General features: G+C 32.3%; 20 protein-coding genes. 13 read left to right on the top strand and 7 right to left on the bottom strand.

From position 1 onward, the window contains the following. Window positions 1-144: 144 nt before the first annotated feature. Together ACTHPI_RS04400 and ACTHPI_RS04395 are read left to right on the top strand one after the other, a co-directional pair. The gene (locus ACTHPI_RS04400) at window positions 145-1,266 is read left to right on the top strand and encodes an NAD(P)-dependent alcohol dehydrogenase (protein ID WP_445352965.1); all 1,122 of its coding nucleotides are present in this window, start codon (window positions 145-147) and stop codon (window positions 1,264-1,266) included. A 127-nt stretch (window positions 1,267-1,393) separates the two neighbouring features. Continuing rightward, the gene (locus ACTHPI_RS04395; RefSeq protein ID WP_445352964.1) at window positions 1,394-1,600 is read left to right on the top strand and encodes a hypothetical protein; all 207 of its coding nucleotides are present in this window, start codon (window positions 1,394-1,396) and stop codon (window positions 1,598-1,600) included. Window positions 1,601-1,655: 55 nt separating this feature from the next. On the opposite strand, the gene ACTHPI_RS04390 is transcribed toward ACTHPI_RS04395, so the two are convergent. Together ACTHPI_RS04390 and ACTHPI_RS04385 are read right to left on the bottom strand one after the other, a co-directional pair. Beyond that, window positions 1,656-3,107 carry a 6-phospho-beta-glucosidase gene (locus tag ACTHPI_RS04390; protein ID WP_445352963.1) on the bottom strand — a complete coding sequence of 484 codons (1,452 nt, stop codon included), beginning with the start codon at window positions 3,105-3,107 and terminating at the stop codon, window positions 1,656-1,658. A gap of 94 nt (window positions 3,108-3,201) precedes the next feature. Continuing rightward, window positions 3,202-3,918 carry a GntR family transcriptional regulator gene (locus ACTHPI_RS04385; protein ID WP_445352962.1) on the bottom strand — a complete coding sequence of 239 codons (717 nt, stop codon included), beginning with the start codon at window positions 3,916-3,918 and terminating at the stop codon, window positions 3,202-3,204. A 334-nt stretch (window positions 3,919-4,252) separates the two neighbouring features. Here ACTHPI_RS04385 and ACTHPI_RS04380 point away from each other — a divergent pair, with 334 nt between their 5' ends. From ACTHPI_RS04380 to ACTHPI_RS04365, 4 genes are all read left to right on the top strand, one after another. Further along, a complete protein-coding gene (locus ACTHPI_RS04380) occupies window positions 4,253-4,588 on the top strand; it encodes a PTS sugar transporter subunit IIB (RefSeq protein WP_445352961.1) in 336 nt (111 codons plus the stop codon). Window positions 4,589-4,627: 39 nt separating this feature from the next. After that, window positions 4,628-4,996 carry a PTS lactose/cellobiose transporter subunit IIA gene (locus ACTHPI_RS04375; protein ID WP_445352960.1) on the top strand — a complete coding sequence of 123 codons (369 nt, stop codon included), beginning with the start codon at window positions 4,628-4,630 and terminating at the stop codon, window positions 4,994-4,996. 309 nt (window positions 4,997-5,305) lie between these two features. Then, a complete protein-coding gene (gene celB / locus ACTHPI_RS04370; protein ID WP_445352959.1) occupies window positions 5,306-6,658 on the top strand; it encodes a PTS cellobiose transporter subunit IIC in 1,353 nt (450 codons plus the stop codon). A gap of 137 nt (window positions 6,659-6,795) precedes the next feature. Continuing rightward, window positions 6,796-8,133, top strand: a complete 1,338-nt coding sequence (locus tag ACTHPI_RS04365) for a mucin-binding protein (protein WP_445352958.1) — start codon at window positions 6,796-6,798, stop codon at window positions 8,131-8,133. A 28-nt stretch (window positions 8,134-8,161) separates the two neighbouring features. Here ACTHPI_RS04365 and ACTHPI_RS04360 read toward each other — a convergent pair whose 3' ends face one another. The 5 genes from ACTHPI_RS04360 to ACTHPI_RS04340 all read right to left on the bottom strand — a co-directional run bounded on the left by ACTHPI_RS04360 (window position 8,162) and on the right by ACTHPI_RS04340 (window position 13,338). Further along, window positions 8,162-8,572: a DUF3284 domain-containing protein gene (locus tag ACTHPI_RS04360; protein WP_445352957.1), complete on the bottom strand. Its 411-nt coding sequence runs from the start codon at window positions 8,570-8,572 to the stop codon at window positions 8,162-8,164. A 67-nt stretch (window positions 8,573-8,639) separates the two neighbouring features. Next, entirely contained in the window at window positions 8,640-9,362 is a 723-nt protein-coding gene (locus ACTHPI_RS04355; RefSeq protein ID WP_445352956.1) for a GntR family transcriptional regulator, read from the bottom strand. A gap of 123 nt (window positions 9,363-9,485) precedes the next feature. After that, a complete protein-coding gene (locus ACTHPI_RS04350) occupies window positions 9,486-10,916 on the bottom strand; it encodes a PTS sugar transporter subunit IIC (protein WP_445352955.1) in 1,431 nt (476 codons plus the stop codon). After that, window positions 10,916-12,298, bottom strand: coding sequence for a glycoside hydrolase family 1 protein (locus tag ACTHPI_RS04345; protein ID WP_445352954.1), 1,383 nt, complete (start codon window positions 12,296-12,298; stop codon window positions 10,916-10,918). The genes ACTHPI_RS04350 and ACTHPI_RS04345 overlap by 1 nt, the downstream gene beginning before the upstream one ends. 173 nt (window positions 12,299-12,471) lie before the next feature. Further along, window positions 12,472-13,338: an ROK family protein gene (locus ACTHPI_RS04340; protein WP_445352953.1), complete on the bottom strand. Its 867-nt coding sequence runs from the start codon at window positions 13,336-13,338 to the stop codon at window positions 12,472-12,474. A gap of 165 nt (window positions 13,339-13,503) precedes the next feature. On the opposite strand from ACTHPI_RS04340, the gene ACTHPI_RS04335 reads away from it, so the two are divergent. The 7 genes from ACTHPI_RS04335 (at window position 13,504) to ACTHPI_RS04305 (ending at window position 20,056) form a co-directional block, all read left to right on the top strand. Next, window positions 13,504-14,205 carry an SLAP domain-containing protein gene (locus ACTHPI_RS04335; protein WP_445352952.1) on the top strand — a complete coding sequence of 234 codons (702 nt, stop codon included), beginning with the start codon at window positions 13,504-13,506 and terminating at the stop codon, window positions 14,203-14,205. Between the two features lie 162 nt (window positions 14,206-14,367). Next, window positions 14,368-14,793, top strand: a complete 426-nt coding sequence (locus ACTHPI_RS04330; protein ID WP_445352951.1) for a hypothetical protein — start codon at window positions 14,368-14,370, stop codon at window positions 14,791-14,793. A 172-nt stretch (window positions 14,794-14,965) separates the two neighbouring features. Further along, window positions 14,966-15,679 (top strand): DUF4767 domain-containing protein, encoded by a 714-nt coding sequence (locus ACTHPI_RS04325; protein WP_445352950.1) that lies wholly within the window; start codon window positions 14,966-14,968, stop codon window positions 15,677-15,679. 95 nt (window positions 15,680-15,774) lie between these two features. Continuing rightward, window positions 15,775-16,965 (top strand): bifunctional phosphopantothenoylcysteine decarboxylase/phosphopantothenate--cysteine ligase CoaBC, encoded by a 1,191-nt coding sequence (coaBC, locus tag ACTHPI_RS04320; protein ID WP_445353222.1) that lies wholly within the window; start codon window positions 15,775-15,777, stop codon window positions 16,963-16,965. 368 nt (window positions 16,966-17,333) lie between these two features. Continuing rightward, window positions 17,334-18,149 (top strand): aldo/keto reductase family protein, encoded by an 816-nt coding sequence (locus ACTHPI_RS04315; protein ID WP_445352949.1) that lies wholly within the window; start codon window positions 17,334-17,336, stop codon window positions 18,147-18,149. Between the two features lie 89 nt (window positions 18,150-18,238). Further along, window positions 18,239-19,048, top strand: a complete 810-nt coding sequence (yidA, locus tag ACTHPI_RS04310; protein WP_445352948.1) for a sugar-phosphatase — start codon at window positions 18,239-18,241, stop codon at window positions 19,046-19,048. Between the two features lie 42 nt (window positions 19,049-19,090). Beyond that, entirely contained in the window at window positions 19,091-20,056 is a 966-nt protein-coding gene (locus ACTHPI_RS04305) for an NAD(P)-dependent oxidoreductase (protein WP_445352947.1), read from the top strand. The last annotated feature ends 28 nt before the right edge of the window (window positions 20,057-20,084 follow it).

The following is a 20,084-nucleotide window of genomic DNA, read 5'->3' as shown; positions in this document are numbered from 1 at the left end:
AGTGGTGAGACATTCATATAAATAAAAGCATACCAATTAGCCTTATGAAAATAAATGTAAACGTTTACTTGATAAAATCAAAACAAAGAGTATGATAGATTTGTGAGATGAAAACGCTTTAAAAACTTAAAGAAAGGAAAAACAATGAAAATTAAAGCTGCTGTCGTTGAAAAAATGGGCGATCCATTTGTAATTAAAGATGATATTGAATTACATGAAGTAGGACCAACAGATGTTCAAGTTCACGTAGTTGCAAGTGGTATATGTCACTCAGATGAAGCAATTAGACGTGGGGATGCAAGTCTTGGTTATCCTGTGATTTTAGGACATGAAGGAGCAGGAATTGTTGAAAAAGTTGGCTCAGAAGTTAAAAACTTTAAACCAGGTGATCATGTAGTAATGGCGTTTTATGCTGATGGGCTTTGTGATAAATGTTTAGAAGGAATTCCAACTCAATGTCGTCATTATGCTGACTATAACTTGTCAGGAGTAAGGTTTGATGGTGATGACCAATTTAAAGAAAATGGTGAACACATTTCTGATATGTTTAACCAATCGTCATTTACGACTACTACTGTTACCAATCAGCGTAATTGTGTAAAGATTGATAAAGATGTTGATCTTCGTAAAGTTGGGCCACTTGGCTGTGGCTATATTACAGGTTCTGGGACTGTATTTAACACCTTAAAGCCTCGCCCTGGTCAAACAATAGCAGTATTTGGTACAGGTGCAGTTGGTCTTGCAGCAATGATGGCTGGTAAAATTTCTGGTTGTACTAAAGTTATTGCAGTTGATATTGTACCATCTCGTCTTGAACTTGCTATGGAACTTGGTGCAACTAATGTAATCAATTCTAAAGAAGTAGATCCTGTTGAAACTATTAGAGATTTGACTAATGGTTATGGTGTAGATTACGCAGTAGATACTACAGGTTTACCAGCGGTAATGAAAAATGCTTTAGATAGTTTAGCTCAAGGAGGGACTGAAGCAGCTATTGCTGTAACTCCTCATAATTTTGAATTTTCAACTTGGAATGACCTTTGTGTTGGAGATAAGAAGGTTATTGGCGTTAATATGGGGGATGCTATTCCTCAGATTGATGTTCCACGTTTAATTAGTTTTTGGAAAATGGGAATGTTTGATTTTGATAAAACTGAAAAATTTTATGATTTTGAAGATATCAATCAAGCTAATGCAGATTCAGGTTCTGGAAAAACCATTAAACCAGTCTTAATCATTGATAAAGATTACCGCCCAGAAGAATAAATTAATCTTTAAATAAGTAAAAAGAAGACCGTAAATGGTCTTCTTTTTTGCATCTTGATAGTAATCGTTTACAAAAACGTGTATACTAAAATTGAAGGCTGGTAAACATTTAAAGGAGATGTTTCTATTGATTGACAACCCAATACGTTCAAAGCAAGAAAAAATTTTTGCAAAATTACATGCTCAAGATGGTAGTCCTAAACAAGTAGCAGAAGATAGAATAAATAAGTTACGCAAATTAGATTTTACTGATGAAGAGATTTTTATTAATTTAAAAAAAGATTTTTGTAAGCATTTTTCTGATGAAGAAATACATGAAATTATAAATAATTAAAAAAATGCAATGTTTGTAACTATTACAAGCATTGCATTTTTGTTATAAGTAGCTATTAATCATCTAAGTCTTGACCATTAGAATCAATTACTTTTTTATACCAGAAAAATGAATCTTTGCGTGAACGACTTAAGTCACCTTCGCCTTTATCATTTTTATTTACATATATAAAGCCATAGCGTTTATCCATTTGGCCACTTCCAGCACTTACTAGGTCAATTGGTCCCCATGGAAGATATCCCATTAAATCGACACCATCCAAGACTACAGCTTTTTCCATTTCGGAAATGTGGTTCTTTAAATATTCTATTCTATAATCATCGTGGATTGATCCATCATCTTCTACCTTATCGTAAGCACCTAAACCATTTTCAACAATAAATAGAGGAAGGTGATAACGATCTTGCAATTGATTAAGAGCGATTCTTAATCCTTTAGGATCAATCTCCCAGCCCCAATCATTACGCTTTAAAGTTGGATTTTCAGCGATTGCTGCTTGTAAATCAGTCAAATTATCAGGCTTAACTTTTTTACTTGAAACTGTAGTAGTCTGATAGTATGAAAAACCAACGTAATCAACTGTACCTTCTGATAACACGATACGATCTTCATCAGTTATGTCGGGACGAAATCCTTCACGTTCAATATAAGTTTCAACTTCATTAGGATATTTTCCAAATACATGTACATCAGAGAACCAGTCACGACGTTGCTCAAACTTATCTGCTAAAAGCACATCATCTGAAGAAGGGGTGAGAGGACGGACTGGTGAATAGTTAATCATACAGCCAATTTGAAAGTTAGGGTTAATTTTATGTCCAATTTTTACAGCTAATGCGGAAGCAACTAACTCATAGTGACCAGCTTGATACATTGCAGCTTCTTTATCACGTTCACTCATTCCATCTTTAAATAAGATTCCAGAATTAGTAGCCATCAAAAAGTCATTGTTAAAGCTTGTTTGATTATCAATTTCATTAAAAGTCATCCAGTATTTAACTTTATCTTGGTATCTGGTAAAACAAACTTCAGCAAATTTTACAAAGAAATCAATAGTCTTTCGATTTGTAAAGCCACCATAATTGGTAATCAAGTGGTAAGGTATCTCAAAGTGAGAGAGTGTTACAACTGGTTCAATTCCGTATTCATGACAAGTATCAAATAAATCATCATAAAATTTAAGCCCAGCTTCATTAGGCTTTTCATCATCACCATTTGGAAAAATTCTAGTCCAAGCAATAGAAGTTCTGAAAGCCTTGAAGCCCATTTCAGCCATTAATTTAATATCTTCTTTATAATGATGATAAAAGTCAATTGCAGAATGATTAGGGTAGTTTTTACCCTCAATTACACCGTCGGTAATTTCACGTGGCTTAGTTGCAGAGCCAACTGTCATTACATCTGCAACGGACATTCCCTTACCATCTTTATTCCATGCGCCTTCTAATTGGTGAGCAGCAACAGCGCCACCCCACATAAAATCTTTTGGCATTTTTGCTGAATACATATAAAAAACCTCTCTTTCACTGTATGTATTTGGAAACGTTTACATATAATATTGTAAACATAGTTTTAATAAATAAGCAAGAGCAGGTTTAAAATTATAAAAAACTTTTGCTGTTGTTTACTGTTAAAGCACCTCGATCATAGCGATTACGGGATTCTGAAATTTCAAAAGGGACCCCATTACTGAGATAGGCTTTTTGATGAACGCATAATACAGGATCGTCTTTAGCGCAATTTAGATATTTTATATCATATGCATCTGATTTTTCAGCAGTGATGACACGATCGTCTTTACCGATTTTAAGTCCTAAAACATCTTGAATATAAGCATAAACAGACTTATGTAAAATGTTAATAGTTATACCAGGGATGCGATTAACAGGCATAATAGTATATTCTAACTTTGCTGGTTGATCGTTTAGAATGCGTTGCCGAATAATATCATAAACCTTTTCATCTGGCGGTAAATTTAAGGCTCTTTTTTCTTCATCAGTTGGATTGCGAATGCTGAAAGAAATAACATGACTTTTTATACATCCAGCACCGTTAATATGACTAGTGAAGCCATCATTTTCGCTAGCTCCTGAATTTAAAAATATATCAGGAATTGCCTTGGAAGTGATATATGTACCATGTCCTTTAACTGTTTTGATTAATTTTTTATTCTGAAGAACTTTCAATGCGTGAACAATAGTCACACGACTAGTATTGTATTTTTTAGCAAGGATAACTTGTTCGGGAATTTGTCCTTGGTATTTCTTTTCAATAATATCTTTTTCGATATCATTTGCAATTTCTAAATAGAGACTCATTATTTCCTCCCTTCCTTTCATTTGTAAATCAAAAATGTAACATTTTAAGTTAATTATACCTCTAAACAGAAAGCGCTTTCTATATTTTTATAAAAAATATTCATATGTAAAGCAAAAGGGTTGCTTTTTACAAAAAGTCTATACTTTTATGAAAACTTAATAATTTTGAATCCCTAGAGGGAGTAAGGAATAGAAAGATTAAAAAATATAGTAAACTCTAGATACTCGAAAAAGCGTTTACATTAGTTTGAAAACGCTTTATAATAATTTGTGTAGATAAAGGCAAGTCTATATTAAAAGAAAATACAACTCAAAATTTCAGGAGGAAACAATTATGGCTGAACAAACTATTATGTTAAATTGTAGTGCAGGTATGAGTACTTCACTTTTGGTAACTAAGATGCAAGAAGCTGCTAAAAATGATGGCATTGATGCAAAAATTTTTGCTTGCCCAGCTTCTGAAGCTGATCAACATATTGAACAAGAAGAAATTGACTGTGTTCTTCTTGGGCCTCAAGTAAGTTACATGAAGGGTGATTTTGAACATAAAGTTGCCGGAAAAGGCAAAGATGGCAAAGATATTCCTTTAGGCGTAATTGATATGCAAGCTTACGGCATGATGAATGGTGAGAAAGTTTTAAAGCAAGCTGAAGAAATGATCAATGGCTAATTTTGTCTATAAGTAGACAATAGAAAGTGTAAGATTTGTATGGCAGACGAAACTAAACAAACTAGTGAACAAAAAGAGCAAGAAGCATTGATGGCTGCAATGGGATTAATTGCAAATGGAGGCAATGCTAAGAGTTTGGCTTTTGAAGCAATTCGTAAAGCAAAAACTGGTGATATTAAAGGCGCACGTGAAAAGCTAGAAGAAAGCGACAAGTCACTTCTTGAAGCTCATAATTCTCAAACCAAAATGTTAACTAAAGAAGCTCAAGGTGATCATATGAAAGTCACTTTGTTAGTAGTTCACTCACAAGACCACTTAATGAACGCAATTACTTTTAGAGACTTAGCCGGAGAAATGGTGGATCTTTATGAAAAGCTGTACAAATCTGGCACTCTTAAACAAGAATAATATTTTATATGCAGGATAAGCTTGGTAATTATACCAAGCTTATTTTTTATCTTTTAAAATAAATGATAAATATTTTTATAATTATTTTTGTTATTTATGTACATAAGTAAAGTAGTAAAAGTTTCATTAAAAACCAGTCATAATAATAGCTATTAAAGAAAACGCTTTCCAAATAATTTCAAATCTTTAGTTATATTATTGCTTATGTAAGTCAGTATGTATCAAAAAGCGCTTACATATGAAAGCGATTTAGTTTATAATGTGATTGTTGTATTGATAAGTATTTCAGATTATACGGGGGAAGTAATTATGTCTGATACTAATTCTGGCTCTTTTAAAGAAAAGCTAGCAGCAAAGGCTGGAAAATTTGCTGGTTCGCGCTTTGTTAGAGCAATTATGGACGCTGGATATAGCGTTATTTCGTTTTCAATTATTGGTGCAATCTTTCTAATTTTGACTGTATTGCCACAAGCATTTCCAATTCCGGGTTTTGCAAGTTGGTATGCAAATACCGTAGGGCGTTTTACCAACTTATTTCAAGTTGTTTATAATTCAACTATGGGAATTTTAGCATTGATTTTTGCTGGTACTTTTGCTTACTCATATGCTAAGATTTATCAACAAGAAGAAAAAATTGATCTTGTTCCAATGAATGCTTTATTAATGTTTTTAATGGCATTCTTTATTACGGTTCCTGAACTTGTTTGGAAAAATGGCTCCATTCAATTTATCCAAATTTTCACCAAAACTAAGATGGTTGTAGGTGGCTATGAAGCTTCTACTTCTGGTATCACTAGAATTGCATCGGTTGGTATTTTTACTGGTCTTGTAATTGCATGGTTAACAGTTCAAATCTACCGCTATACTGTTAAACATAACTGGCAAATTAAAATGCCAGCTAGTGTTCCAGCAGGTGTATCAAATTCATTTAGTGCAATGATTCCAGGCTTTTGTGTTGCAGTTGTTGTTGCAGTACTTAACTTAATTTTGGTAATGCTTGGAACTGATATTTTTAAAGTTTTATATATTCCATTTTCATTCATTAGTGCAATTGCTGATACGTGGTGGGGATTCTTAATTATAATTTTTCTTATTCACTTCTTATGGTGGTTTGGTATTCACGGTTCAACTATCATGAGTTCCTTCTATACTCCAATTGTTCTAGCAAATATGGCAGCCAATGTACAAGGAGCAAATCACTTCTTTGCAGGCGATCCATTGAATTCTTTTGTAATCATTGGTGGTGCAGGTGCTACTTTAGGAATGGCAATTTGGCTTGCGTTTGGTGCTCGTTCAACTCAATTAAAAGAAATTGGTAAAGTTGAATTAGTTCCAGCTATCTTTAATATTAATGAGCCAATTATTTTTGGTTTACCAATTGTTTATAATATTAACTTATTGATTCCATTTATTTGTGCTCCACTAGCTTCAGGTATTGTGGGATATTTGGGAGTAACTTCACACTTAGTACCAAAAATTATTGTTCAACAACCATGGCCAACTCCTGTAGGACTTAGTGGTTTTATTGCTACTGCTAGCTGGAAGGGAGCAGTTTTGTCAATTGTTTGTGCATTGGTTGCATTCATAATTTGGTATCCATTTATTAAACATTACGATAATGTTTTGCTTAAAAAGGAAAAAGAAGATAGTGCTAAGGCTTAATGAACTACATCGGGAATGAATTCCCGAGTTTTCTCCAGAATATTTCTATAAAAAATCTTTCAGCATATGATTAGCTGAAAGATTTTTTCGTATGTTATAATGAATCCAAATATAGATATATAAGGATAGTTGATAATATGGCAAAATTATCAGAAATTAAAACAGCATATATTAAATTTGTTGATACAGATAAGTTGAATTCTCAATTGAATAAACAAGTAGGAGATAGTATTAGTTTTCAGGGAAGAATTGGAGAGACATTTTCTTTAAAAATAACAATTCCTAAAAAATACGAGTTAGCTAATGGGTATCGCCTTCCTGATAAATATACTTTTCTTGATAATCAAAAAAATATCTTAGTAATTCCTTTAGTTCATAAAAAAGAAATTGAAGAAATTAGTCTTATAGGTAAAAGAACGATTAATTATAAAATTGCTAATCGTGAAGGAATGATTCATAATCTTAATGATGGGCAACAAAAATCAGAATTTAAGGCAATGAAAACAACTGACTTATTAACAGGAAAAATTTATTACGATTGGCAAAAGGGACAAGATAATTATAAATCTGTCACTACACCAATAGAGAAGGGTTACTATGCAAGTCAAGTTCAAGCTGATAATAAAAAAGTTTCAATAGAAAAAATTATCGCTAATCAACAAAAAATTGATGAACATGTATCAATTATTTATAGACCGCTTGCTCATCTTGTTCAGCAAGACCTTAATGGAAATGTCTTAGCTAAATTTAGCTATGTTAATACTCTTGATTCAACAAAAGCTGCTGAAATATTAGTGCCAAGTGCTCCAGAAGGTTATAAATCAATTAGTGAATTACCGCATTCAATAACGCCGAGTGACCCTGGTGTGGATACTATTTTGACTTATCATTTAAACAAAAAAAGTCAATTTCATAAAGTTATGAGGATGGTAACTGAAGTTCAAATTAATGGAAGTAAAAAAATCCATTTTCAAGAAGTTGAATTTGAAGATGTTAATGGAATTTGGAAACTTGCTCCTGGAACAAAGCGTAAATGGAACATTGTTACTCCAGATGTTCCTCAAGGATATTCGATTTCGTCGGTTAAAAAAGCAGATGGGCAAGATTACGAAAAAATTATTAAAAAAGCAGATGGAAGCATTTTTGCTATAGATGCTGTTAAACCTAGCTTTAATACTAAAAATGAAGATGTGATTGTATATATTAAGCCGAACTTGCATAATACGTCAATTGAACTTATTGATATAGATAGTCATGATAAAAGAGTAATTAAAAGCATTCCTTTAAAAGGTAGAACTGATGAGACGATTGAAATTAATATAAGTCAAAAGGATGTTCCAGAAGGTTACAAACTAGTAAATGAAAATCAAATTCCAACTCAATATCATTTTAAAGCAAAGTATAATAGTGCTGTAACTATTTCAGTAAAAAGGATTAAACCTAAAAAGCAAAGTCTAAAAATAAAGTTATATTAAAAAACGGCATTAATTTGCCGCTTTTTAATTATTTTTGCATGTTTGAATAAACACCTTTTGCCATTTTGTTTAACTCTTTTTTAGCACCATGTTTTAATTGAAAGTTATATAACCAGTTATTAAATGAGCTATATTTAGATGGATCATAACTTTTAATTTCTTCTGAAAAGGTGATTTTAACGCCTTTATTTATGTTGATAGTTTTATAGCTTATTACAATATCTAAGCGGTCATTTTTAAAGTGTGCTTCATAAAGTTGACCTCGTTTATAGTTTGTAATTTCTGTATCAATATCGCCTTGCGTGTAATGCGTTCCAGAAGTTAATTTAACAGGAAGGTTATTGCCACGTGCTGTTTTAATGGCTGATATTAGTTGCTTATCAAGATAATCAAAAAAATCTTCAGCTGTAAAATCAAATTCTTTACTAATAGTAATCATAAAAAATCCTCCTAAAGTAAGTATATACTTTTATTAGGAGGATGCTTTATTATTTATAGAAAAAGTTTTAGAATCTATTATTTTCCAAAATAGTATAAGTACGTTGATCATAACGGTTTCGACTTTCAGAATACTCAATTGGTTGACCGTTACTTAACCATACTATTTGTTCTAGTTCAAGCATAGGGTCATCTTTAGCTGCATTTAAATATTTTTGGTCATAATCATTAGACTTAGCTGCTCTTATTTTACGATAAGCATGACCAAACTTTAGTTTTAATTTATGATGCAAATAATTATAAATTGAATCATTTAAAATATCTTCATCTAAATCTGGCACCAATTTTACTGGCATATATGTGTGTTCGATAATAAAAGGCTGATCATCAACAATTCTTAGCCGAACAATGTTATAAACTGGTTCAGTTTTCTTTAAGTCGAGATTTTTTTGCATTTGTTCATCCGGAAATTCAACAGAAAAACTTAAAACTTTACTACGAACATTGTCAGATTTGAGTTGATTTTTTAATCCTGAAAAGACATTGGCAGGGGAGTCATTTTTGTCTTTAATAGGAATGTCACTTGATACAAAAGTTCCTAAACCTGACTGCTTATATACTCGACCTTGACGCTCTAACCCGTCGAGTGCCTTTTTAACGGTCAAACGACTAACGCCTAGTTCTTGAGCCAGAGTTGACTGGTCAGGAAGAGGTTTACGAGTTTTATAAGTTCCATCATCAATACGATCAGTAATAATTTTCGCGACTTCTAAATATTTTGCTTGTGTCATAAATTAATCATCCAGTTTCTATTTTAATATTTTTATTCCTTATATTATAAACAAGAAAAGACGCTATCATCTACATCTATCTTAGCATGATGACAACGTCTATTCAGCTATAAAGCATTGTACTTATTTATTTTCTTTAGCTGCTTTTTCAGCTTCTCTCTTACATAAAACTTTATCGTATTTTCTTGCAAATGGCCAGTAAATTGCAGTAGAAATTAACAATGTACAAGCTTGCCAGATGGCCATTTTCCAACCACCAATTAAAAATCCAGAAATAACTGCAGGAGTTGTCCATGGCGCAGCGAATCCATTAAGCGGTGGAACAATACCAAATTTAATAACACAATAAGTAGAAATTGAAACTACAACTGGTGTTAAGAAGAAAGGAATTGCCAAAAATGGGTTCATAACGATTGGCAGACCAAATAGAAATGGTTCATTAATATTAAAGATACCAGGTACTAATTCTAGCTTACCAATTGATCTTAATTGAGCTGATTTTGCGGCAACTAAGATAAATATAATTAAACCAATAGTAATTCCTGAACCAGTTAAATTAATAAAGTTGTTGTAAAATTCATTGGTTACAACGTGTGCGCCGTTAGCAATAGTTAATTTACCAGCTTTGTATAATTGAGCGTTTTCAAAAGAGTTTGCTTGTAGAAGTGGACCTGCTAAGGAACCCACGATTAAACCACCGTGTACACCAAAGAACCAGAAGAATGGAACTAAGAATCCAATTGCGACTGCACTACCAAAGGAGTCTGACATCCCCTGAAGTGGAGTTTGAACAGTTTTGTAAATCCATTGAAGAAAATCAGTGTGAGCAAATATATTAAAACCTGCATAGATGAACATTGAACTGATTAAAATAAGTCCAGCAGGAATCATAGCAGTAAATTGGTTAGCTACGGCAGGGGGAACTTGCTTTGGCAACTTAATTGTCCAGCCTTTTTTAACAATTGAACTATAAATCCAACCTACTAAAAGGCCAATAATAATTGCGGCAATCATACCATCACCGCCGAGCCAAGTCATGTTTATGACGCCTGTAACTGGAGCTTCAATATAACTTTGAAGAGCATGTGGCAATTTATCAATATTTTCTGTAACTGCTTTGGCACTCATTACAACTTTGTCACCATTTTTAATGCCGCCACTTAGAGCTGTTTTGATAGGGCTAGCAATATTGAGGGTTTGAAGCATTAAAAATACTGCGCAAGATGTAAGTCCTGGAGCTAATGGTTCATAGCCTTCGTTTTTTACGTAAATATAGGCAATACCAATCGATGTCCAAAGTGACATCACTGAAAAAGTAGTCACATAAGCTTGATTGAAGAATGCTCCCCAACCAGAATTATTAATTGCGTTTGCAACTGCGGGAATAGGGATGTTTCCCAAAATTAGGAAAATCGAACCAATGATAATAAATGGTAAAGTGTAAATCATCCCATTTTGTAGGGCGACAATTGCTTTAGTATTAACAAATTTCATTACTGGTGGCAAGATTTTGCTGTTAACAAAATTGCTAAAGCTTGATTTTTTATCAGTCATTATAATGCATCTCCATTATCTTTAAACACTTTTTGGAACCAATAATATGATTTCTTTGGTACTCTCTTTAAGTCCTTTAAATCATGGTTAGAGCGATTTACATAGACAGCACCATAGCGCTTTTCCATATCAGCATGTGAGCTTGGAATATCAATTAAGCCCCAGCCAAGATATCCTAAAACCCTTGCTCCATCTAAGAAAACAGAATCTTTTAATGCTTTTATATGGCTTTCATGATATTTAATTCGCTCATCGTCTTGGATTTCGTGAGTCCCATCCCACGTTTCTTTAAGTCCAATTCCATTTTCAATAGGGAAGACAGGAATATGATACCGATTATAAATAGTAGTAATAGCATTTCTAAAACCTAATGGATCAATCGCCCAGCCCCAATCATTTGTTTTGACGTATTTGTTTGGAACTCCCCCTTCATTTAAATAACGATTAGGAGCTTCGCCTTTTGGAATTTTATTAGCGGATAATACCCAAGATGAGTAATATGAAAAGGCGAGAAAGTCAGCGTAAGTTTTTTTCATTGCCTTTTTATCTTCTTCGGTTATGTCTATATCTAAATTATGGTTTTTAGCATACTGTAATACTTCTGGCGAATAACCTTGTCCAGTGTCTGCATCATAAATATTAGAATTTAAAAATTCCATTACTTGTTTAGCTTCCCAAACATCTTCTGGTTTGCTAGTTTCAGGATAAATTTGCTGATAAGCGAGCATTCCACCAATTTTTACATCAGAATAGTTTTCATGGATATAATTAGCTAAACTTGTATGGCAAACCATAGTGTGATGAAAAATGCGGTACATGTCTGCTAAAGTTTTGTTGCCTTTTTCATAACCTGAAATATTAAAAACTTCGTCTTGAAAATATAAATTATGTTCATTGAAGACAATCCAGTATTTAACTCGATCAGAAAAATGATCAATCATTTTTTTGCCGAATCTAATAAATGCGTCTACAACATGACGTGACATAAAACCATTATATTGTTTAGCAAGATGCAGTGGCATATCAAAATGATAAAGACAAACCATTGGTTCAATTCCACGCTTAAGCATTGCATTGATTAAACGGTCATAAAAGTCGATTCCTTTTTGGTTAAAGTCACCATCACCTTCAGGACAAACACGTGACCATGAAATTTGAATACGATACATATTCATATTCATAGCCTTCATTAAATCTAAGTCTTCTTCATATCTATGATATTCATCAATTGCAACATGCCAATCGCTAGTATTTTTTGTTGCAGGTCGAACATCATAGACTGACAATCCTTTGCCATCTTCGTTCCAAGCTCCTTCAGTTTGCATACTGGAAACTGAATTGCCCCAGAAGAAAGTATTGGGTAATTTACGAAATTCAGTCATATACTTCTCCTTATTGTAAGTGCTTTCAATTGATTACATATAAAATATAACACGTATTTATATAAAAATAAAGATAAATAACTATAAAAATATATACTTTTATAAAATGAAAAATAAGAAACAAAAAAATAAGTGTCTAGGAACATGTATTTCCTAAACACTTATAATTAAGATTAATGTTGGTGTTCTTGTTCAAAATCAGCAACCGCTCCCCGTAAGTTGGCATCACTTGTTAATTTACATGGGGCTAAGAGTGGTTTGACACTGGTAATTTGCATTTTAGAACGTAATTTTTCAATTTCTTGATTTAAGAGCGGAATTAATTTCGGATTATTAGAAATTCCTCCGCCTAAAATGATTTTTTCTGGATCAAAACTATGCTGAATATTAAAAATTGCAATTGCTAAAGAATGAAGCAATGTATCACGCTCTTTTTCAGCAATTACATCTCCTTTATCCGCTAATTCAAATACAGTCTTACCATCTAAACTTTTACCAGTTTGTTCATTATAACGTCTTGCCATAGAAACTGGAGAAGCTAAATTACTAAGTTGATTTCCATTAATTATCATGTATCCAAATTCCCCACCAAAGAGGTGAGCTCCATGCCAGATTTTTTGATTAATAATTATAGCACCACCAATTCCAGTTCCAATTACAAAAAATGCTAAACTATCATGACCTTTTCCACTTCCAGCAGCAAGTTCTCCAAGAGCTGCAGAATTTGCATCGTTTTCAATTGAAATAGGTAGATTAAATCTTTTTTCTAATTCACTAACAATATTAAAGTTATGGATATAAGGAAGTGCACTGGAGCCGCCAATTATTCCAGTTTTTTTATTTACTGCGCCAGGGGATGAGATTGCAACACCTTTTATAGGAGTAGATTTTTGAATATTTTTAACTTCAGTTGTCAAAATTTGATAAAAATCTTCCAAGTTTGAGGGGGTTTTAACGCTATGTTTATTTTGGAGTTTGTTTTCTTTCCAAGTGGCAAACTTAATAGTAGTTCCGCCAATATCAATTACTGCTAAATTCATAATTTTCTCCTTGATAAAATCTATACTTTTATTACAGAGTAGCTTTTTATGTAAACGCTGTCAATAATGTTTTTTTGAATTTTTTTAGAAAATAGACTAGTATTTTTAAAAATTTGGATTATAATTTTAGAGAAATCTATTTATTTAAGAAAGGTCGTTTCAGATATGAAATTGAAGAAGGTTACATTATTCTCAGCAGCTGCAGTGTTAGCTTTGGCTCCACTTGCATCATCAACTGTTCACGCAGCAGATACAAAGGAAGCAAAAGTTGTTGCAACTAAAACAACTAAGAAGGCTACTGTAAAGAAGTCTGCAAAAGATACTGCAAAGAAAGCAACTAAGAAAACTAACAAGAAAGCAGTTAAAAAGTCAGAAAAAGCAACTAAGAAAGCTGATAAGAAGGCTGCTAAAAAAGCTGTTGTAAAAAAGGAAAAGGCAGCAAAGAAATCAATCGTTTTAACTAAGAAAACTGTTGTAGTTGATAAAAATGCTAAGACTACTAAGAAGACTTTAAAGAAGGGTCAAACTGTAGAATTATTTGCTAACAAGCTTGTTAAGATTGCTGGTAAGAAGTACTACCAAGTAGCAAAGAATGAATTTGTTTTAGCAGCTAATGCTAAACTTGCAAAGGCAGTTAAAGAAGATGCTAAGTCAGAAAAAACTGCTGATGTAAATGCAAAGAAGACTACTACTGATTCTTCAGAAAAAGCAACTACTGAAACTAAGGCAGCAAAGAAGACTGCTAAAAAGTCAGTTAAAAAAGAAAAGGTAACTAAAAAATCAGAAAAAGTTGCTAAGAAAGCTGATAAGAAGGTTGCTAAGAAGGCTGCTGCAAAGAAAGTCGTAAAGAAAGCAACTGCTAAGTAATTAATATTTTGTGAAAAGAGCTGAAATTTATTTCAACTCTTTTTATTTTTTCACAAAATATATAATAAAAGAATATTAAGTGCTTTTGTTTGCTAACTATACCTTATAGCAATAAACTAAAGGCGTATTAAGTAAAAGATATGTTTTAGGAGGCATAGTATTATGGCAGATTACGAAAAAAGACAATTGAAGGCATTGGACAGATTAGCAAAGAAGATTGCTGATGCTGACAGTCACTTAACTGAAATTGAAGACAGTATGGATGATAAGAAGCACCACACTGCTCAACACGAAACTATCAAGGATATCAAGTCAATCTTGAAGCATGCTCGTAAGGTTGACAAGTACCAAGACAAGATTATTCAACATGAAGGTGAAGGTCGTAAAGGTTCTGTAGAAGATCACTATGTATATATTGAAGATGAAGAACCAGTTATTAAGGACCTTAAGAAGGAATATGCTGAACTTGAAAAGAAGTTGAAGGGCTTGAATGATGTGGATGGTTACAAGATCAAGGCATTTAGAGCTGAACATGACTATATTAAGAAGTCAAAGGAAATTCTTGAAAAAGCTGGTAAGTTAAAGTAACTTAATACTAACTCCTAAAGTGAGCAATTAACTCATCTTAAGAGTCAAAAGAGGAATCTATCACAATAGTGGTAGGTTCCTCTTATTTTGTTTATTCTTTTACCTTAAAATAGTTTATAATAAATATAGAATTATTTAGATGAAGAATCTATAGATTTGGAGCTAGATTTACATGAATAAAAAAATTTGGGTAGGAGTATCAATTGCACTAATAGCTGGAACATTGAGTGGATGCGGAGTCCAATTTAACAAAGAGGGAATTAAGTTTGATTCACAAACTAAATCTAAAGCTGTAAAACCAGAAAAAGATAAAACTTCTAAAAAAATTAGTCAGTCCTCAAGTACAAGTTCGAGCTCAAGCTTAAACGATAAAAAAGCTACAAAAGAAGCTCCAAAAAAGGCTAAAAAGAAAACAGTTAAGAAGTCAACTAAAAATAAAATTTCTAAAAAAATAAAGCATAAAAAAAGTAGAACTAAAAAAATAAGTTGGAATAATACTAAAGCGCAACAATTAGCTAGCTTTGTAACTAATTGGAGTACAGGAATTAATCAAGTTTATCAAAAATATGACGGTACTCAGCCTTTAAAAACCAATGTAGGAACAGTTTATCCAGATGTTTTGTTTCAGAGACAGTTTTTGTTAAATGGTCAAAATGTTACTTTGAGTTGGAGTCCTAATTTAAAAGGACAAGCAGAGTATAAAGTTGTCGCAATTTACAATGATAACTTTAAAGAAGCAAATATGCATTATACTTATTTGTTCTGTTTTCACAATAATAAACCAGTGATTCTTTTAGATCAGGGTGGAAATACTAATCCGATTACTTTGATAAAAACAAAAAATTCTACTTTGCAAACAGGCTTTGCAAATATAGCAAATCAATAAAACAAAGAGATGTGTTTGAAGCACATCCTTTTTAGTTTTAAAAAATCTGTTAAAATTGGTAAAAATAAAATAATAATATTTTTTTAAGGAGAAATATTGTGAATATAACGACTTATATTACTGGTGGAATAGCAGCATATAAAGCTGCGATAGTAGTACGAAATTTAGAAAAAATGGGCCATAAAGTAAGGGTTGTAATGACTGAAAATGCAAAAAAATTTGTAACAAGTCAAACATTCGCCGCTTTAACTAAGTATCCAGTTTTAGATGATTTGTGGTTAAAAAGTAATGAAGCAGAAATTCCTCATGTGCACCTAGCAAAGTGGACAGAGTTAGCTATAGTTGTTCCAGCAAGTGCGGATTTTATTGCCAAAATGGCAAATGGAATTGCAAATGATGCTGCATCTACCACTATTTTAGCAACTAGTGCACCTAAAATAGTAATTCCAGCTATGAATGATAATATGTGGGAAAATCCAGCAACTAAAAGAAATATCTCACTGCTTATGAAAGATGGAGTTAAAGTAATGCCACCCGTAACAGGGATGCTAGCAGAAGGATATAGTGCAAAAGGCAGAATGCCAGATCCAGAAGAGATTGTCAAGTATGTACATGACTTTTTGCAAAATAGGCAAAATTTAGTGAACAAAAAAATAGTTATTACTGCTGGTGGAACTATAGAAGCAATTGATCCAGTTAGATATATAGGTAATAATTCTAGTGGAAAAATGGGAATTGCACTCGCACGTGCAGCAGCAGATGCTGGAGCTGATGTAAGCTTAATTTATGGAAATATAAGTGTAGAACTACCAGAAGACAATAATATTCATAAAATTCAGGTAACTAGTTCAGAAGATATGCTAGAAAAAGTTCAAGAGGAATTTAAAAGTGCAGATGCCTTAATTATGGCAGCAGCTGTAGCTGATTGGCGTATGAAAGAAGTAGCTGATCATAAACTTAAGAAACAAGCCAATCAAAATGAATTGCAATTAACCCTAGTCAAAACTCCAGATATATTAAAAGCAGTTTCAACACAGAAAAAAGACAATAAGATTATAATTGGTTTTGCTGCAGAAACAAATAATTTATTAGAAAATGCCAATCGAAAGTTAGAAGAAAAAGGCGCGGATTATATTGTTGCTAATGATGTGTCTAAAGATGTGTTTGGTAATGATGAAGACCAAGTAACTATTTTACAAAAAAATGCTAAGAATCAAGTTTGGCCAAGAATGAGTAAACAAAAAATTGCTCAAAAGATTATTGATTTATTGTCTAATCAATTGTAACCAAAATGTAATATAACATTGTAAATGCCTATTATAGAGCTAAATAGGCATAAATGCTAGATTTATAGAAATTTTATAACATAACTTTGGTTATGATTGTATAGCTTATGCTTGTTTTATTATTTAAATCTAGTATTATAGGTTGTGGGAATTAAGAGACTGAAGGGAAAGAGTTGACGATACTTTGTCAGCCCTTTCTTTTTTAATGCTTAAAAATAATATTGTAGCTTTTGTGTATTTGTACATATTATTTTATAGAAGTTTAATTAATTATTTAATTGCGGTAAAATTATATACTATATCATAATACTTAAAAATGGGGATGAAGAAGCACCGGAGACATTTGAAAAAATGCGAGGTGAATAAACATGTATTTAAATGAAACGATTATGATGAATAATGGAATTCAAATTCCTGTAATCCAGTTGGGTACATGGTTAATGAATAATCAAGAAGCAAGAACGGCAGTTCAAAATGCAATTGATATTGGTTATCGTGCTTTTGACACTGCTAAAGACTATGGTAATGAAAAAGGTGTAGGAAAAGGTATTTGGAATTCTGATATTGAACGTGAGGATTTATTTTTAACTACAAAAATTCCTTCAAATATTAAGGATTATCAAAATACTAAAGGTGCAATTGATGAAGCACTGGATACTTTTGGATTAGATTATATTGACTTAATGCTAATTCATACACCTCAACCATGGATTGAAGTTAATAGAATATCTGACCGACATTATGAGGGAAATTTAGAATGCTGGAGAGCGATGGAAGAAGCGGTGAAGGATGGAAAAGTTCGCTCTATTGGCGTTTCTAATTTTGTAGAAGATGATGTAGCTAATATTTTAGAAAATAGTTCAACTGTACCTGCAGTTAATCAAATTGAAGTTCACATTGGTAATACTCCAGTGAACGTAATTAATTATTGTCAAGAACAAGGAATTACCATAGAAGCTTATTCACCACTAGCACATGGTAGATTATTAAATAATCCTATTATTAAGCAGTATGCTTCTAAATATCACGTAACACCAGCACAATTTATGCTTCAATATGACTTGGAACTTGGGTGTGTGGTCTTACCAAAGAGTGATAATTGTAAAGAAATGACAGAAAACTTACAATTAGGGTTTGAAATTTGTAACGAAGATATGATGAATTTACAAAAAATGAATCTATAATTTCTATATCTAATATTTGAAAAATACTAAGTCTTCATTTGGATTAAGTGAGATAATAGAGTTAAATTCAAATAGAAGTAGATGAAAAAATGACAGATATAAAATTAATTGCAATTGATATTGATGGAACTTTAGTAAATTCAAAGAAGGAACTTACTCCAGAAGTTAAATCTGCAATCAAAACAGCTCAAAAGGCTGGTAAAAAAATTGTTATTTGTACAGGAAGGCCATTATCTGGAGCACAACGATATTTAGATGAGTTAGGGTTAAATAATCAAGATAATCAATATGTAGTAAGTTTTAATGGAGCAGTAGTTGAATCTACAAGTGGAAAGGTTATTTTTGAAAAGGGTTTAGATTATCAAGAATATATTAACTTAGAAGCTATTGCTCGTAAATTGCAGTTACATTTTCAAGGAATAGCTCTTAATCGTATCTACACGGCTAACCGAGATTTAAGTCCGTACACTATTTATAATTCAAGTGTTGTAAAATTAAATGTATCATATCGTACACCAGAAGAAATGCGTAATATTCCAATAATTAAGTGCATGTATATTGATGAACCCGATTATCTAGATAGAAAAATTAATGATCCAATTTTTGAAACAATTAAAGATAGGGTAGTTTTATCTAAGACGGAGCCTTTTTACTTTGAAGCTACTGCTGCAGGAGTAGACAAGGGAAAAGGATTACAGATTTTATGCAAGCATTTAGGAATTGAGCCACAAAATGTTATGGCAATTGGTGATCAAGCAAATGATATGCCGATGATTAAGTATGCTGGTATTGGTGTAGCAATGGGAAATGCTGTGCAAGTTACAAAAGACCATGCAGATATGATTACAGCTGATTGTGATCATAACGGTGTAGCTGTAGCAATTAAGACAATTTTGTAATAAGATGAATTTGGAATAAGTGCTTACCAAAAGGAGAAAATTATGACAAAAGCAAAAGTTTTGGTTTTAGGTGAACTTAGACAAGATGTCTTAGAAGATTTAAAAGAAAAATGTGAAGTAGTAATTGGACCAGAAGGTCATAGAATGAAAGATGATCGTCAATGGGTCTTAGATCATATTGCTGATTATGATGGTGTAATTGTTGCAAAAATGATTTTTGATCGTGAAATGATTGATGCAGCTAAAAACTTAAAAATTATCTCAACTTATGGTGTAGGCTATGACCATGTAGATACTGAATACGCGGCAAAAAAGGGAATTGTAGTTTCTAATTGTCCAATAAGTGTTCGTCGTCCAACTGCTGAATTAGCTTTAACTTTATTACTTGCTAGCGCTAGAAGGGTTCATTTTTATGATCATTCTATAAGAGAAGGAGTCTTCTTAAATGTTAGTGAATACGATAATCAAGGTTACACTATTGAAGGAAAAACTTTAGGAATTCTAGGAATGGGGAATATTGGTCAGTTAGTTGCTCAATTTGCTTCTGCTCTAGGGATGAAAGTAATCTATCATAATCGTCATCAATTAAGTCATGAATTAGAAGAAAAATTAAGTGCTTCTTATGTTGACTTTGACACTTTAATTAAAGAATCTGACTTCTTGACTCTTCATGCTCCTGCTACTGAAGAAACTAAGCATATTATTAATAAAGATGTATTTAAGAATATGAAAACTACAGCCTTTCTCATTAATGTAGCTCGTGGCTCATTAGTGGATGAAGAAGCATTAATTGAGGCAGTAAAGCATGGTGAAATTGCTGGTGCTGGCTTAGATGTATATGAAGATGAACCGCATATTAATCCTGAATTAGTTAAGCTTGATAATGTTATATTGACCCCTCATGCTGGTTCTGCAACTCATGTAGCTCGCTATAATTTATCAAAAGAAGCAGTAAATAACATTTATTCATTTTTGGTAGATAATAAAACAATAAATAAAATCAATTAAAAAAGAAACGTCGAAAGACGTTTCTTTT

The organism is Lactobacillus sp. PSON (assembly GCF_052615405.1).
Note: the sequence above shows the minus strand (reverse complement) of the source record. Positions and strands in the feature narration are given on the sequence as shown.

Excerpts from the sequence above, each read along its gene's own strand:
- ACTHPI_RS04400 (WP_445352965.1), top strand. The coding sequence starts at position 145 with ATGAAAATTAAAGCTGCTGTCGTTGAAAAAATGGGCGATCCATTTGTA.
- ACTHPI_RS04390 (WP_445352963.1), bottom strand. The coding sequence starts at position 3,107 with ATGTATTCAGCAAAAATGCCAAAAGATTTTATGTGGGGTGGCGCTGTT.
- ACTHPI_RS04385 (WP_445352962.1), bottom strand. The coding sequence starts at position 3,918 with ATGAGTCTCTATTTAGAAATTGCAAATGATATCGAAAAAGATATTATT.
- ACTHPI_RS04380 (WP_445352961.1), top strand. The coding sequence starts at position 4,253 with ATGGCTGAACAAACTATTATGTTAAATTGTAGTGCAGGTATGAGTACT.
- ACTHPI_RS04375 (WP_445352960.1), top strand. The coding sequence starts at position 4,628 with ATGGCAGACGAAACTAAACAAACTAGTGAACAAAAAGAGCAAGAAGCA.
- celB (WP_445352959.1), top strand. The coding sequence starts at position 5,306 with ATGTCTGATACTAATTCTGGCTCTTTTAAAGAAAAGCTAGCAGCAAAG.
- ACTHPI_RS04365 (WP_445352958.1), top strand. The coding sequence starts at position 6,796 with ATGGCAAAATTATCAGAAATTAAAACAGCATATATTAAATTTGTTGAT.
- ACTHPI_RS04360 (WP_445352957.1), bottom strand. The coding sequence starts at position 8,572 with ATGATTACTATTAGTAAAGAATTTGATTTTACAGCTGAAGATTTTTTT.
- ACTHPI_RS04355 (WP_445352956.1), bottom strand. The coding sequence starts at position 9,362 with ATGACACAAGCAAAATATTTAGAAGTCGCGAAAATTATTACTGATCGT.
- ACTHPI_RS04350 (WP_445352955.1), bottom strand. The coding sequence starts at position 10,916 with ATGACTGATAAAAAATCAAGCTTTAGCAATTTTGTTAACAGCAAAATC.
- ACTHPI_RS04345 (WP_445352954.1), bottom strand. The coding sequence starts at position 12,298 with ATGACTGAATTTCGTAAATTACCCAATACTTTCTTCTGGGGCAATTCA.
- ACTHPI_RS04340 (WP_445352953.1), bottom strand. The coding sequence starts at position 13,338 with ATGAATTTAGCAGTAATTGATATTGGCGGAACTACTATTAAGTTTGCC.
- ACTHPI_RS04335 (WP_445352952.1), top strand. The coding sequence starts at position 13,504 with ATGAAATTGAAGAAGGTTACATTATTCTCAGCAGCTGCAGTGTTAGCT.
- ACTHPI_RS04330 (WP_445352951.1), top strand. The coding sequence starts at position 14,368 with ATGGCAGATTACGAAAAAAGACAATTGAAGGCATTGGACAGATTAGCA.
- ACTHPI_RS04325 (WP_445352950.1), top strand. The coding sequence starts at position 14,966 with ATGAATAAAAAAATTTGGGTAGGAGTATCAATTGCACTAATAGCTGGA.
- ACTHPI_RS04315 (WP_445352949.1), top strand. The coding sequence starts at position 17,334 with ATGTATTTAAATGAAACGATTATGATGAATAATGGAATTCAAATTCCT.
- yidA (WP_445352948.1), top strand. The coding sequence starts at position 18,239 with ATGACAGATATAAAATTAATTGCAATTGATATTGATGGAACTTTAGTA.
- ACTHPI_RS04305 (WP_445352947.1), top strand. The coding sequence starts at position 19,091 with ATGACAAAAGCAAAAGTTTTGGTTTTAGGTGAACTTAGACAAGATGTC.